This window comes from Pseudomonas pudica, from assembly GCF_015680405.1.
Lineage (GTDB): Bacteria > Pseudomonadota > Gammaproteobacteria > Pseudomonadales > Pseudomonadaceae > Aquipseudomonas > Aquipseudomonas pudica.
Genome location: NZ_JADLJS010000055.1, coordinates 1 through 13,618 on the forward strand (window position 1 = coordinate 1; position 13,618 = coordinate 13,618).

Genomic DNA, 13,618 nt, shown 5'->3' on the forward strand with positions numbered 1-13,618 from the left:
GGGCTGCTTTGCAGCCCATCGCGACACAAGGCCGCTCCTACAGGGGGGGCCTGCGTAACGCAGGAATATCGGGCTCAATTGTCCCAGGTCTCGGGGCACCCCTTGCACCCCTCCATGTTGGCCTCCTGAAAATTCCCGTAATGCTGGCGCGCCCCGCGCAAGTCGGCGCGGGCCAGGTTGCTCTGGCCAAACTTGGCCTCCTGCAGGTTGGCATCGCCAAGGTCGGCCTCTTGCAGGTCAGCCTTGCTCAGCCAGGCCATTTCCAGGTCCGCCGCCCGCAGGTTGGCCTGCTGCATCTTTGCCCCTGACAACCTGGCGAACTGCAGGTACGCAGCGCTGAGGTCGGCCTTGGCAAATTGCGCGCCCTGGGCAAACAGGCCCCAACCCTGAACGGCCACGAGCCGGCCATGGCTCAGGTTGGCCAGGCGCAGGTTGCTCTGCTGCAGGCTGGCGCGAGTCAGGTTGGCGCCTTGCAGGCTGGCCCTTTCCAGGTTGGCCAGGTCCAGCCGGGCATGGCGCAGGTCGGCATCGCGCAGGTCGGCGCCGGCCAGGTTCATCTTGCGCAGGTCCTGGTTGGCCAGGTTGGCGCCCCGCAGGTCGGCCCCCGGGCACTGGCTGGCTTCGGCAATCACGCAGCCGTTGATGGTCAGGGGGGGATCGTTGCCAGCGTCGTCGGCATTCTCGGCCATTGCAGGGGACAGCACGATCAGCAAGGCAAGTGGCAGGTAGTTCATGGCGAAAGGCTCTCAATGTGAAGTCGGGTATGCACCCTGGGGCCGCTTTGCGGCCCATCGCAGCCCCAGTGATGCGTCAACTCATGCAGTCAACGCTGTGCAGTCTTGTTGTCCCAGCTGGGGATCTTGAACACCCAGAACGAACCACCCTGGGCCACCGGCTTGGTCAGTTCGGCCATATCGCCGCCCCATAGCGGCACCGCGCCGCCGTAGCCCACGGTCACGCCGATGTACTGCTCGCCGTCCTGTTCCCAGGTGATCGGCGGCGAGACGATGCCGCTGCCGGTCTGGAACTTCCACAGCTCCTTGCCCGTCTTGGCGTCGAAGGCCTTGAAGAAGCCGTCGCCGGTGCCGGTGAACACCAGGTTGCCCTTGGTCGCCAGCACGCCAGCCCACAGCGGCAGGTGCTCCTTGTGCTCCCAGACCAGCTTGCCGGTGGTCGGGTCCATGGCGCGCAGGGTGCCGACGTGGTCGTCGTACATGCGCTTGATGCGGAAACCCATGCCCAGGTAGGCCGAGCCCTTCTTGTAGTTCACTTCCTCGGTCCAGTACTCCTCCTTCCACTGGTTGCTGGGGATGTAGAACAGGCCGGTGTCCTGGCTGTAGGCCATGGGGTTCCAGTTCTTGCCGCCAAGGAAGGGTGGCGAGACCTCCACCGGCTTGCCCTTGGTTTCGCCCGGCAGCGGCTTGGCCGGGCGCTGCCCTGGGTTTTCCACCGGGCGCCCGGTCTTGAGGTCGATGTGGCTGGCCCAGGTGATGTTGTCCACGAAGGGGAAGGCGTTCTGCAGTTTGCCGTTGTTGCGGTCCACCACATAGAAGAAACCGTTGCGGTCGGCGTGGCCAGTGGCCTTGACCAGCTTGCCGTCCTTGCCTTTGTAATCGAACAGCACCAGTTCGTTGTTGCCGGAGAAATCCCAGGCATCGTTGGGTGTGTGCTGGTAGAACCACTTCACCTCACCGGTACTGGGGTCGACGCCGACCTGCCCTGAGGTATACAGGCTGTCGAAGTCTTGCGGGTTGCCATCCTTCGAGGTGCGCGCCCAGGTATTCCAGGGGCCGGGGTTGCCAGCACCGACGATGATGGTGTTGGTCTCGGGGTCGAAGCTGGCGCTTTGCCAAGGCGCGCCACCGCCGTGGCTCCAGGCTTCGACCTTGCCGGTTTCGGTGGTGGGGTCGTCCGGCCAGGACGGTGCCTTGACGTCACCGGTCGGCGTGCTGTCCTTGCCGTTCCGGCGGCCCATGTGGCCCTCGACGAAGGGCCGCATCCACACCTCTTCGCCGGTGTCCGGATCGCGGGCGAACAGTTGGCCGACCACGCCGAATTCATCGCCGGAGCTGCCGTGGATCAGCAGTACCTTGCCGCTGGTCTTGTCCTTGATCAGCACCGGGGCGCCGGTCATGGTGTAGCCGGCGGCGTGGTCGCCGAACTTCTTGTTCCACACCACTTTGCCGGTGCGCTTGTCGAGGGCGATGACCCGCGCGTCGAGGGTGCCGAAGTAGATCTTGTCGCCATAGATCGCCGCGCCGCGGTTGACCACATCGCAGCAGGGGCGAATGTTGTCCGGCAGGCGGTGGTTGTAGGTCCACAGGCGCTTGCCGGTCTTGGCATCGAGGGCGAACACCCGCGAATAGGAGCCGGTGACGTAGACCACGCCGTCACTGACGATGGCCTGGGATTCCTGGCCGCGCTGCTTCTCGTCGCCGAAGGAGTAGGACCAGGCCGGGGTCAGCTTGAACACGTTCTGGTCATTGACCTGGGCCAGCGGGCTCCAGCGCTGGGCGTTGGTGCCCATGCCGTACTGCAGCACGTCCTGGGTGGTCAGGTGGTCGTTGGCGATGTCTTCCCAGGTCACGTTCCTGCCGGCAGGTGCGGCTGGGGCGGTGGCGGCTATGGCCGCGTTGCTCAGGGCCAGGCTACCGGCCAGCAGCAAGGCCCGCACGCTCAGGGCCAGAGGGGAAAGGGCGGGTAGCGTTCTTGTTGTCATGGTTGCAGTTCCCAGTGGAGGTTTTGGCCTGCACAGGGTGGGACGGCACGGGCGTCGCCGGATACGGAAAATGTCCCGCCCTTGCCGGGAATAGTTCCCGCAGGGCACCTCATTTGGCCCTTCGCCACAAGCCCTACTACCAAGGGAGTAAGGCGCGGCCACCAAAGCAGCATTCGGCCGCTTGCGGGCTGTTTCTAAGATGGCGACACGGCCTCTGTGGTTGAGGCCTTGCGTGCAATCGTGAGGGCATAAAAATGACAACAAAACGCAACGTCTTGCTGGCTGCCGGGCTGCTTGCCAGTGCAGTGCTGACCGGCACGGCCTGGGCACATGGCAATGTGGTGCCCCAGGCCGTGGAAACCAAGGGCCTGACCCCCATCAAGGACGCTGGCGTAACCCTGGACGGCGATGGCTGGGCATCGGTTAACCCGTACCGCAGCTCTCCCGAGCACGACAAGGCCGTGGAGATCGGTGCCTCGGCCTACAACCAGAACTGCGCCGCCTGCCATGGCCTGGAGGCCAAGTCGGGGGGTATCGCCCCGGATCTGCGCATGCTCGATGCCGGCGAGGCCGGGGATGAGTGGTTCGTCGAGCGGGTACGCCACGGTGCGGTCCGCGACGGCCGGGTGTACATGCCGAAGATGGCCGACTACCTGAGCCAGGAGGCCCTGTGGGCGGTGCGCACCTACCTGGACAGCGTACACGTCGAGGAATGACGGCCATGCGTCTGTTGGCGGTGCTGTTCAGTGGCTTGCTGCTGTGCTGCGCGGCGGCGCAGGCGCAGGTGCGCAACTACGACGCGATCATCGCCGCCGGCGAACTGAAGGTGGCTGTGTACAAGGACTTTGCGCCCTACAGCTTCGAGGACCACGGCCAGCCGCGTGGTGTCGACGTGGAACTGGCGCAGGCCCTGGCCACGGCGTTGGGAGTGCGCTTGCAACTGATCTGGGCGCCACCCGGAGAAAAGCTCGACGACGATCTGCGCGACTACATCTGGCGTGTCAGCCCGCTGCGTCACCAGCAACTGGCCGACCTGATGATGCGGGTGCCGTACGACCATGCCTACGCGCAGCGGCGCAACGAGGTGGGCGAGCTGGAAAACGCCCAGGTGGTGATGTTCGGCCCCTATCAGGAGGAGCGCTGGCAGGTCGCCTACGATCGCCGCCGCCTGGCCTCGGTGGCCAGTGTCGCGGTGTTCCGGCAGCACCCGATCGGGGTCGAGGTGGACAGCGTGCCGTCGTTCTACCTGACTTCCGTGTTCAACGGCATGCTCAGCGCCAGGACCCATCATTACCCCAATGTGCAGCAGGCCTTCGGTGCCATGCAGGCCGGCCAGGTAGACGCGGTGATGGCGATGCGCGGCGAGGTTGACTGGCAACTGCACCAGGCCGCCGACCCGCAACTGGCACTGGCGGAGAACGCCTACCCGAACCTTGGCAAGCAGGCCTGGGAGATCGGCATGGCGGTGCATGAAAGCAACCGGCAGCTGGCCTATGCGGTGGAGGAGGCGCTTGAGGCGTTGATTCGTGATGGGCGGATGAAGGCGATTTATGCCCATTACGGCCTGCGCTATCAAGTCCCGGAAATGTATCAGTAGCGCATGCGTATCCCTGTGGGAGCGGGCATGCCCGCGAAGCAGGCTCCGCGGAGGATGGCACGGGCTTCGCCCGTGTTCGCGGGCACGCCCGCTCCCACAGGGGCGGCCCTGGCTCAATGGACAACTGTTTCATCAAGGAGTGGGCGATGAACTGGCGAGCAACTTTCCTGCTGGCCTGCTGGATGCCCTGGGCCGCACAGGCCCTGGCCAGCGAGCCGAGTAACCAAAAGGACCCGGTGCCGTCGGTGATGTGGGACTTCTACCACAAGCAGTTGCTGGGCCAGGCCGCGTTCGTGTTCGATGACCGGGTCAAGCTGCTGGCGCCGCCGTTTGCCGAGGACGCCCGCCAGGTGCCGCTGGAGATCGACGCCCGGGCGTTCAGCGGCGAGGTGGTGCGGATTCTCGCCTGGGCCGAACTCAACCCGCTGCCGCGCATTGTCGACTTCCAGCCCGGCGAGCGCGTGCTGCCCTGGTTGTCGATCCGCATCCGCATCGAGCAGGCCACACCGCTGCGCGCTGCAGTGCTGACGCGCGACGGCCTGTGGCATGTCGGCTCGGCCTTGATCGACGCCGCTGGCGGCGGTTGTACCGCGCCCAGCGTGGTGCGCACCCAGCCCGGTTGGGAGGAGCACCTCGGTGAAGTCCTGGGCGGGCGCTACCCGCGCGGCGACAGCAGCCGCTTGCGCCTGCAGGTGGCCCACCCGATGGACAACGGCCTGGTCAGCGGCATTCCCGAATTTTTCCTCAACCATGCCGAGCTGCAAGGCGCGGACGGCCAGCGCCTGGCCAGCCTGGAACTGTACCCGGCGGTTAGCGAAAACCCCAACCTGGGCTTCGACATCCAGGGCCCCGGGCCGACCCGGTTGGTGTTGCAGGACAACAGCGGCAACCAGTTCGAGGCGGCAGTGCCCTGAACGCGTTGCCCGACTCCATCCCTGACCAGAGGCGCACGTCATGCGTTGCATTCTGCTGTTGCTGCTGTGCCTGGGCCTGCCGGCCTGGGCAGACCTGGACTATCGCCTGAAGCCCCGGCAGATCGCCGAGGGCACCTGGCTGCTGGAGGGCAGCTCCGACAATTTTGCCAAGGACAACGGCGGCAATATCGTCAACACCGCGTTCATCGTCACCGACAGCGGGGTGGTGGTGATCGACAGCGGGCCGTCGAAACGCTACGGCGATGCCTTGCGCCAGGCCATTGCCGCCACCACCGACAAGCCGGTGGTCGAAGTGCTGCTGACCCATCATCACCCCGACCATGTGCTGGGCAACCAGGCCTTTGCCGATGTGCCCATCGGCGCCCTGGCCGGTACCGGCGAGCTGTTGCGCCAGCAGGGCGAGGCCATGGCCGAGAACATGTACCGCCTGGTCGGCGACTGGATGCGCGGTACCGAGGTGGTGCTGCCGACCCGGGTGCTGGAGCCGGGTATTCACGAGGTGGGTGGGCACCGCCTGCGGCTGCTGGCGCTGGGCGGGCATACCGGTGCCGACCTGGCGATTCTGGATGAAAGCACCGGTGTGCTGTTCGCCGGCGACCTGGTGTTTCACGAGCGCGCGCTGACCACGCCCAACACCCCGGGGCTGGAGGTGTGGCTGAAGGACCTGGACACCTTGCAAGCGCTGCCCTGGAAGCAGCTGGTACCTGGTCACGGGCCGCTGGCCAGCGATGCCCGGCCGTTTGCGCAGATGCGTGATTACCTGGGCTGGCTGGATGGGTTGATGCGTGACGGCGCGGCGCGTGGCGATGACATGGCCGAGATGATCCGCAGCCCGATACCCGAGCGGTTTGCTGGTATCAGCCTGACTCGATACGAGCTGATTCGCAGTGTCAGCCACCTGTACCCCCGCTACGAACGCCAGCAGCTGCGGCGCGTGGACGCCAAGCCCCCAATCTGAGGGTGTAACGCGGTTCCCTGTGGGAGCGGCCTTGTGTCGCGAAAGGGGCGCGAAGCGGCCCCAGAATTTGTGCCGATGGCTGAAATCGCCGGGGCTGCCTTGCAGCCCTTTCGCGACACAAGGCCGCTCCCACAGGGGGGGGCCGCGCAGGTTCACTGATACCAAGGAACTAGAAAACTCAGCACTGCGGGCAATTGTTGGCAAGCAGGTCGGGACCAAGAATTCCCGACACACCGGGAAGTTTTCCCGGATACAACAAAAAAACCAAAGGTAGCCGTCATGACCCGATCCACACGTCGTCCCGTGTTCGCCTTGAGCCTGGTGCTCAGCGCCATGCTGCTTGCCGGTGCAGCCCACGCCGCTGTCAGCAATGAAGAAATTCTCCAGGACCCGAAGAACCCGCAGCAGATCGTGACCAATGGCCTGGGCGTGCAGGGCCAGCGCTACAGCCCGCTGAACCTGCTCAATACCGACAACGTCAAGGACCTGCGGCCGGTCTGGGCGTTTTCCTTCGGCGGTGAGAAGCAGCGCGGCCAGCAGGCCCAGCCGCTGGTCAAGGACGGGGTGATGTACCTGACCGGCTCCTACTCGCGGGTGTTCGCCGTGGACGCCCGTACCGGCAAGAAGCTGTGGCAATACGATGCGCGCCTGCCCGATGACATTCGCCCGTGCTGCGACGTGATCAACCGTGGCGTTGCGCTGTACGGCAACCTGGTGTTCTTCGGCACCCTCGATGCCAAGCTGGTGGCACTGAACAAGGACACTGGCAAGGTGGTATGGAGCAAGAAGGTGGCCGACCACAAGGAGGGCTACTCCATCAGCGCCGCGCCGATGATCGTCAACGGCAAGCTGATCACCGGCGTTGCCGGCGGCGAGTTTGGCGTGGTGGGCAAGATCCAGGCCTACAACCCGGAAAACGGCGAGCTGCTGTGGATGCGCCCGACCGTGGAAGGGCACATGGGCTACGTGTACAAGGACGGCAAGGCGATCGAGAATGGCATTTCCGGCGGCGAGGCGGGCAAGACCTGGCCCGGCGACCTGTGGAAGACCGGTGGTGCGGCGCCTTGGCTGGGCGGCTACTACGACCCGGAAACCAACCTGATCCTGTTCGGCACCGGCAACCCGGCACCGTGGAACTCGCACCTGCGCCCGGGCGACAACCTGTATTCCTCGTCGCGCCTGGCCCTGAACCCCGACGATGGCACCATTAAGTGGCACTTCCAGAGCACGCCGCATGACGGCTGGGACTTCGATGGCGTCAACGAGCTTATCTCGTTCAACTACAAGGACGGCGGCAAGGAGGTCAAGGCCGCCGCCACCGCTGACCGCAACGGCTTCTTCTACGTGCTGGACCGCACCAACGGCAAGTTCATCCGCGGCTTCCCCTTCGTCGACAAGATCACCTGGGCCACCGGCCTGGACAAGGACGGCCGGCCGATCTACAACGAGGCCAGCCGGCCGGGGGCGCCGGGTAGCGAGGCCAAGGGCAGCTCGGTGTTCGTGGCGCCGGCATTCCTCGGTGCCAAGAACTGGATGCCGATGGCCTACAACCAGGACACCGGGCTGTTCTACGTGCCGTCCAACGAGTGGGGCATGGACATCTGGAACGAAGGCATCGCCTACAAGAAGGGCGCGGCGTTCCTTGGTGCCGGCTTCACCATCAAGCCGCTCAACGAAGACTACATCGGCGTGCTGCGCGCCATCGACCCGGTCAGTGGCAAGGAAGTATGGCGCCACAAGAACTTCGCGCCGCTGTGGGGCGGGGTGCTGACCACCAAGGGCAACCTGGTATTCACTGGCACGCCGGAGGGCTTCCTGCAGGCGTTCAACGCCAAGACCGGCGACAAGGTCTGGGAGTTCCAGACCGGCTCCGGCGTGCTCGGCTCGCCAGTAACCTGGGAAATGGACGGCGAACAGTACGTTTCGGTGGTTTCCGGTTGGGGTGGTGCGGTGCCGCTGTGGGGCGGCGAAGTGGCCAAGCGGGTCAAGGACTTCAACCAGGGCGGCATGCTCTGGACCTTCAAGCTGCCCAAGCAGCTGCAAACGGCAAGCGCCAGTCGCTAAGCCGACAACCTGCCGCTTGCTGCAGGAGACCCTGCGGCAAGCGGCCCTACTACCAAATGACGAGAGCCCCGCTGCCAACGATGCATTCGCCCGGCAGGCGGGGCTTTTTACCATCGGCCCATCGCCTGTCGCCGGACAGGCATCGACCCGCAGAGGCTCAGCATGATCTACGCACAACCCGGAACCCCAGGCGCCATCGTGTCCTTCAAGCCACGCTACGGCAACTTCATCAACGGTGAATTCGTGCCGCCGCTGGGCGGCCAGTACTTCACCAACAGCTCGCCGGTCAACGGCCAGCCGATTGCCGAATTCCCGCGCTCCGGCGCCCAGGACGTCGAGCAGGCCCTGGACGCCGCGCATGCTGCTGCCGAGGCCTGGGGCAAGACTTCGGTGCAGGACCGTGCCCTGGTACTGCTGAAGATTGCCGACCGCATCGAACAGAACCTCGAAGTACTGGCCGTTACCGAAAGCTGGGACAATGGCAAGGCCGTGCGCGAAACCCTCAACGCCGACGTGCCATTGGCGGCGGACCACTTCCGTTACTTCGCCGGCTGCATCCGTGCCCAGGAAGGCGGCGCAGCCGAGATCAACGAAGGCACCGTGGCCTACCATATCCACGAGCCGCTGGGCGTGGTCGGGCAGATCATCCCGTGGAACTTCCCGCTGCTGATGGCCGCCTGGAAACTCGCCCCGGCCCTGGCCGCCGGCAACTGCGTGGTGCTCAAGCCGGCAGAGCAGACGCCACTGTCGATCACGATTTTCGCCGAGCTGATCGCCGACCTGCTGCCGGCAGGCGTGCTGAACATCGTCCAGGGCTTTGGCCGCGAAGCCGGCGAGGCCCTGGCCACCAGCAAGCGCATCGCCAAGATCGCCTTCACCGGTTCCACCCCGGTGGGCTCGCACATCATGAAGTGCGCGGCCGAGAACATCATCCCGTCCACCGTCGAACTGGGCGGCAAGTCGCCGAACATCTTCTTCGAAGACATCATGCAGGCCGAGCCCGCGTTCATCGAAAAGGCAGCCGAAGGCCTGGTGCTGGCGTTCTTCAACCAGGGCGAAGTGTGCACCTGCCCGTCGCGGGCGCTGATCCAGGAGTCGATCTACGAGCCGTTCATGGCCGAGGTGATGAAAAAGATCGCCAGGATTACCCGTGGCAACCCGCTGGACACCGCGACCATGGTCGGTGCCCAGGCCTCGGAGCAGCAATACGACAAGATCCTTTCCTACCTGCAGGTTGCCCGGGAGGAGGGCGCGCAGCTGCTCACCGGTGGCGCTGCCGAGCGGCTCGATGGCGACCTGGCCAGCGGTTACTACATCCAGCCGACCTTGCTCAAGGGCAACAACAAGATGCGTGTGTTCCAGGAGGAGATCTTCGGCCCGGTGGTGGGCGTGACCACCTTCAAGGACGAAGCCGAAGCCCTGGCGATCGCCAACGACAGCGAGTTTGGCCTGGGCGCGGGGCTGTGGACCCGTGACATCAACCGTGCCTATCGCATGGGGCGTGGGATCAAGGCCGGGCGCGTGTGGACCAACTGCTACCATCTGTACCCGGCGCATGCCGCGTTCGGTGGCTACAAGAAGTCCGGTGTGGGCCGCGAGACGCACAAGATGATGCTCGATCACTACCAGCAGACCAAGAACCTGCTGGTGAGCTACGACATCAACCCGCTGGGCTTCTTCTAAAGCCTGGGAGGGCCTCGGGGGCTGCCTTGCAGCCCATCGCAGGCAAGCCAGCTCCCACAGGTACTGCATGGGCCTTGAACCTTGTGCAGTACCTGTGGGAGCTGGCTTGCCGGCGATAAGGCCAGCACAGCAACACATCAATCCTCGGCTTTTCCCTGCCTTCCTACCAACGCACCCCGCAAACCTGTCCCAAAGTAGCATTCGGCCCCGTCGCCCCTCGTGCATTAATGCCTCTACCGGAATCGCCCGGCACCAAGAAGAGGAATGCCCCATGTGGACTAAACCCGCCTTTACCGACCTGCGCATCGGCTTCGAAGTGACGATGTACTTCGCCAATCGTTGATGCCTGTCCGGCCATCATCGCGATGGCCGGGTCTTCATTGCGCAAGCCCGTTGTGAACCTGATCGATCGCGAACAAGCCCTGGCCTTGCGCAAGGGCTTTCGCCTGCGCTGGGAGTCGCGCCAGGCGTGCCATGTGCTGCTGTACCCCGAGGGCATCATCGAGCTCAACGCCAGTGCCGGTTGGGTGCTCGAGTTGCTGGACGGCCAGCGCAGCGTGGCGGCTGTCATCGACCGCCTGGCACAGCGTTTCCCCGGTGTGCCGGGGCTCGACGAGGACATCCTGGCGTTCCTGGAGGTGGCCCGTGCCAAGTACTGGATCGAATGAGCCGTGGTCACGCTTTGGTCTGGTTGCTTTCGCTACGGGATGCTTTACGCTGGCGGTTACCTTCCAGAACAATAAGAACAGGCTTCCCGATGAGCCAGAGTTTCAGCCCGCTTCGCAAGTTCGTTTCGCCCGAGATCATCTTTGGTGCCGGCTGCCGGCACAATGTCGCCAATTACGCCAAGACCTTCGGTGCGCGCAAGGTGCTGGTGGTCAGCGACCCCGGTGTGATCGCCGCCGGTTGGGTGGCGGACGTGGAGGCCAGCCTGCAGGCCCAGGGTATCGACTACTGTCTGTACAGCGCCGTATCGCCCAACCCGCGGGTCGAAGAGGTGATGCTCGGTGCCGAGATCTACCGGCAGAACCACTGTGATGTGATTGTCGCAGTCGGCGGCGGCAGCCCGATGGATTGCGGCAAGGCCATCGGCATCGTGGTCGCCCACGGGCGCAGCATCCTCGAATTCGAAGGCGTGGACATGATCCGCGTGCCCAGCCCGCCGCTGATCCTCATCCCGACCACGGCTGGCACCTCGGCGGACGTGTCGCAGTTCGTGATCATTTCCAACCAGCAGGAGCGCATGAAGTTCTCCATCGTCAGCAAGGCGGTGGTGCCGGACGTGTCGCTGATCGACCCGCAAACCACCCTGAGCATGGACCCGTTCCTGTCGGCCTGCACCGGTATCGATGCGCTGGTGCATGCCATCGAAGCCTTCGTTTCCACCGGCCACGGCCCGCTGACCGACCCCCATGCGCTGGAGGCCATGCGCCTGATCAACGGCAACCTGGTGGAAATGATCGCCAACCCCACCGATATCGCCCTGCGCGAGAAGATCATGCTGGGCAGCATGCAGGCGGGGCTGGCGTTTTCCAATGCGATCCTGGGGGCGGTCCACGCCATGTCGCACAGCCTGGGCGGGTTCCTCGACCTGCCGCATGGTTTGTGCAATGCGGTGCTGGTGGAGCACGTGGTGGCGTTCAACTACAGCTCGGCACCGGAGCGTTTCAAGGTGATTGCCGAAGTGCTGGGTATCGACTGCCGTGGCCTCAACCACAAGCAGATCTGCGCGCGCCTGGTGGAGCACCTGATCGCCCTGAAGCATGCCATCGGCTTCCACGAAACCCTCGGCCTGCACGGGGTACGCACGGCCGATATCCCGTTCCTGTCGCAACATGCGATGGATGACCCGTGCATCCTCACCAACCCGCGTGCGTCGAGCCAGCGTGATGTCGAGGTGGTCTATGGCGAGGCCCTCTGACGAGCAGCAACGGGCGCTGGCCGGGTTACTGGGGCTGGGCGACCACTCGGCACGCAAGAGCCATTACCCGGAGCTGGCGGCACGCCTGGACGAACTGGAGGCCGAACGCAACCGCTACAAATGGCTGTTCGAAAACGCCGTGCACGGGATTTTCCAGGCCAGCCTGCAAGACGGCATGCGTGCCGCCAACCCGGCGTTGGCACGCATGCTCGGTTACGACAACCCGCAAGCGTTGCTGTTTCCGCTGACGGACCTTGCCGCCAACCTGTTTGTCGGCGGGGCCGAGGAGCTGCACGCCATCACCGCGACCCTCGCCCGTGAACGCAGCCTGCACGGCTATGAAACCCGCTTGCGGCGCAAGGATGGCAGCCACCTCGATGTGCTGATGAACCTGTTGCTCAAGCCCGGCCAGGAAGGGCTGGTGGAAGGGTTTGTCGCCGACATCACCGAACGCAAGCTGGCCCAGCAGCGCCTGCAGCAATTGAATGACGAACTCGAGCAACGGGTGGCCGCCCGCACCGATGAACTGCTGGAGGCCAACCGCAACCTGCAACAGCAGATCGCCGAGCGCAAACAGATCGCCCGCGCCCTGCGCGATGCCCGCGACGCCGCGGAAACCGCCAACCGCAGCAAGGACAAGTACCTCGCTGCCGCCAGCCATGACCTGCTGCAACCGCTGAATGCCGCGCGGCTGCTGATCTCGACCTTGCGCGAAAGGCCACTGCCAGAAGCGGAAAAGGTGCTGGTGGAGCGTACCCACCAGGCCTTGGAGGGTGCCGAAGACCTGCTGACCGACCTGCTGGACATTTCCCGGCTCGACCAGGCAGCGGTCAAGCCGGACGTGGCGCTGTACCGCCTCGACGAACTGTTCGGGCCGCTGGTCTCGGAGTTTCGCACGGTGGCCGATGCTGCAGGCCTGAAGCTGCGCGCGCGCATTGGCGACTACGCCATCAGTACCGACCTGCGGCTGATGACGCGTATCCTGCGCAACTTTCTCAGCAACGCCTGCCGTTATACCGACGAAGGCAGGATCCTGCTGGGGGCCCGGCGCCGCGGCGATCACTTGCGCCTGGAGGTGTGGGATACCGGGCGGGGCATCGCGGCGGATCGGCTGCAGGCCATATTTCTCGAGTTCAACCAACTGGACGTAGGCCGCGCCGCCGACCGCAAGGGTGTGGGCCTGGGGCTGGCGATCGTCGAGCGGATCGCCAAGATTCTAGGCTACCGCGTCGGGGTGCGTTCGTGGCCGGGGCGTGGCTCGATGTTCAGCATCGATGTGCCGATCGGCGAAGCCATGCCGCTGCCTATCCATCAGGCCGCGCCGCAGCCTGGCGCAGGCAACCCGTTGCCAGGCCGCCGCCTGCTGGTACTGGACAACGAAGTGAGCATCCTCGAGAGCATGGGCGCTCTGCTCGGGCAGTGGGGCTGCGAAGTGGTTACCGCGACCGACCAGGTTGGCGCCCTGCTGGCATTGCAGGGGCGGGCACCGGAATTGATCCTGGCGGACTTTCACCTGGACCACGGTGTTGTCGGCTGCGAGGTGGTCAGGCACTTGCGTGAACATTTCGGCGCCGCCATACCCGCGGTGATCATCACCGCCGACCGCAGCGATCAGTGCCGACGCTCCTTGAACAAGCTCGGTGCGCCGTTGCTGAACAAGCCCGTCAAACCGGGGAAGTTGCGTGCGGTATTGAGCCAGTTGCTGGGCTGAAGCTTGATCCCATGGTCTTGCACGGGCCTT

Annotated in this window: 12 protein-coding genes; 10 read left to right on the forward strand and 2 right to left on the reverse strand. The window is 64.8% G+C overall.

Translation table 11 applies throughout. The annotated features are described in order from the left end of the window. Window positions 1–74: 74 nt before the first annotated feature. Together IRZ77_RS23950 and exaA are read right to left on the reverse strand one after the other, a co-directional pair. Window positions 75–734 carry a pentapeptide repeat-containing protein gene (locus tag IRZ77_RS23950; RefSeq protein WP_108481152.1) on the reverse strand — a complete coding sequence of 220 codons (660 nt, stop codon included), beginning with the start codon at window positions 732–734 and terminating at the stop codon, window positions 75–77. 89 nt (window positions 735–823) lie between these two features. Then, window positions 824–2,719: a quinoprotein ethanol dehydrogenase gene (gene exaA, locus IRZ77_RS23955; RefSeq protein WP_196174526.1), complete on the reverse strand. Its 1,896-nt coding sequence runs from the start codon at window positions 2,717–2,719 to the stop codon at window positions 824–826. Between the two features lie 254 nt (window positions 2,720–2,973). On the opposite strand from exaA, the gene pedF reads away from it, so the two are divergent. The 10 genes from pedF (at window position 2,974) to IRZ77_RS24005 (ending at window position 13,588) form a co-directional block, all read left to right on the forward strand. After that, complete coding sequence (pedF, locus tag IRZ77_RS23960; protein WP_153671034.1) at window positions 2,974–3,435, forward strand: cytochrome c-550 PedF; 462 nt, start codon at window positions 2,974–2,976, stop codon at window positions 3,433–3,435. Window positions 3,436–3,440: 5 nt separating this feature from the next. Continuing rightward, the gene (locus tag IRZ77_RS23965) at window positions 3,441–4,316 is read left to right on the forward strand and encodes a substrate-binding periplasmic protein (RefSeq protein ID WP_196174527.1); all 876 of its coding nucleotides are present in this window, start codon (window positions 3,441–3,443) and stop codon (window positions 4,314–4,316) included. Between the two features lie 146 nt (window positions 4,317–4,462). Then, entirely contained in the window at window positions 4,463–5,230 is a 768-nt protein-coding gene (locus IRZ77_RS23970; protein WP_046613882.1) for a quinoprotein dehydrogenase-associated SoxYZ-like carrier, read from the forward strand. A 40-nt stretch (window positions 5,231–5,270) separates the two neighbouring features. Next, the gene (locus IRZ77_RS23975; protein ID WP_196174528.1) at window positions 5,271–6,209 is read left to right on the forward strand and encodes a quinoprotein relay system zinc metallohydrolase 1; all 939 of its coding nucleotides are present in this window, start codon (window positions 5,271–5,273) and stop codon (window positions 6,207–6,209) included. A gap of 279 nt (window positions 6,210–6,488) precedes the next feature. Further along, on the forward strand, window positions 6,489–8,273 hold the full coding sequence (gene pedH / locus IRZ77_RS23980) for a PQQ-dependent alcohol dehydrogenase PedH (protein ID WP_046613880.1): 1,785 nt from the start codon (window positions 6,489–6,491) through the stop codon (window positions 8,271–8,273). Between the two features lie 162 nt (window positions 8,274–8,435). Then, entirely contained in the window at window positions 8,436–9,956 is a 1,521-nt protein-coding gene (gene exaC, locus IRZ77_RS23985; RefSeq protein WP_108481157.1) for an acetaldehyde dehydrogenase ExaC, read from the forward strand. Between the two features lie 271 nt (window positions 9,957–10,227). Continuing rightward, window positions 10,228–10,299: a pyrroloquinoline quinone precursor peptide PqqA gene (gene pqqA / locus IRZ77_RS23990; protein ID WP_003253598.1), complete on the forward strand. Its 72-nt coding sequence runs from the start codon at window positions 10,228–10,230 to the stop codon at window positions 10,297–10,299. Window positions 10,300–10,351: 52 nt separating this feature from the next. After that, window positions 10,352–10,624 (forward strand): pyrroloquinoline quinone biosynthesis peptide chaperone PqqD, encoded by a 273-nt coding sequence (pqqD, locus tag IRZ77_RS23995; protein ID WP_046613878.1) that lies wholly within the window; start codon window positions 10,352–10,354, stop codon window positions 10,622–10,624. Window positions 10,625–10,713: 89 nt separating this feature from the next. Continuing rightward, complete coding sequence (gene ercA / locus IRZ77_RS24000; protein ID WP_108479827.1) at window positions 10,714–11,877, forward strand: alcohol dehydrogenase-like regulatory protein ErcA; 1,164 nt, start codon at window positions 10,714–10,716, stop codon at window positions 11,875–11,877. Continuing rightward, window positions 11,861–13,588 (forward strand): PAS domain-containing hybrid sensor histidine kinase/response regulator, encoded by a 1,728-nt coding sequence (locus IRZ77_RS24005; RefSeq protein WP_196174529.1) that lies wholly within the window; start codon window positions 11,861–11,863, stop codon window positions 13,586–13,588. Before ercA ends, IRZ77_RS24005 begins: the two co-directional genes overlap by 17 nt. The last annotated feature ends 30 nt before the right edge of the window (window positions 13,589–13,618 follow it).

Bases quoted from the DNA above. Each gene is read 5' to 3' on its own strand.
- IRZ77_RS23950 (WP_108481152.1), bottom strand. From the start codon at position 734: ATGAACTACCTGCCACTTGCCTTGCTGATCGTGCTGTCCCCTGCAATG.
- exaA (WP_196174526.1), bottom strand. From the start codon at position 2,719: ATGACAACAAGAACGCTACCCGCCCTTTCCCCTCTGGCCCTGAGCGTG.
- ercA (WP_108479827.1), top strand. From the start codon at position 10,714: ATGAGCCAGAGTTTCAGCCCGCTTCGCAAGTTCGTTTCGCCCGAGATC.
- exaC (WP_108481157.1), top strand. From the start codon at position 8,436: ATGATCTACGCACAACCCGGAACCCCAGGCGCCATCGTGTCCTTCAAG.
- IRZ77_RS23975 (WP_196174528.1), top strand. From the start codon at position 5,271: ATGCGTTGCATTCTGCTGTTGCTGCTGTGCCTGGGCCTGCCGGCCTGG.
- IRZ77_RS23965 (WP_196174527.1), top strand. From the start codon at position 3,441: ATGCGTCTGTTGGCGGTGCTGTTCAGTGGCTTGCTGCTGTGCTGCGCG.
- IRZ77_RS23970 (WP_046613882.1), top strand. From the start codon at position 4,463: ATGAACTGGCGAGCAACTTTCCTGCTGGCCTGCTGGATGCCCTGGGCC.
- pedH (WP_046613880.1), top strand. From the start codon at position 6,489: ATGACCCGATCCACACGTCGTCCCGTGTTCGCCTTGAGCCTGGTGCTC.
- pedF (WP_153671034.1), top strand. From the start codon at position 2,974: ATGACAACAAAACGCAACGTCTTGCTGGCTGCCGGGCTGCTTGCCAGT.
- IRZ77_RS24005 (WP_196174529.1), top strand. From the start codon at position 11,861: ATGGCGAGGCCCTCTGACGAGCAGCAACGGGCGCTGGCCGGGTTACTG.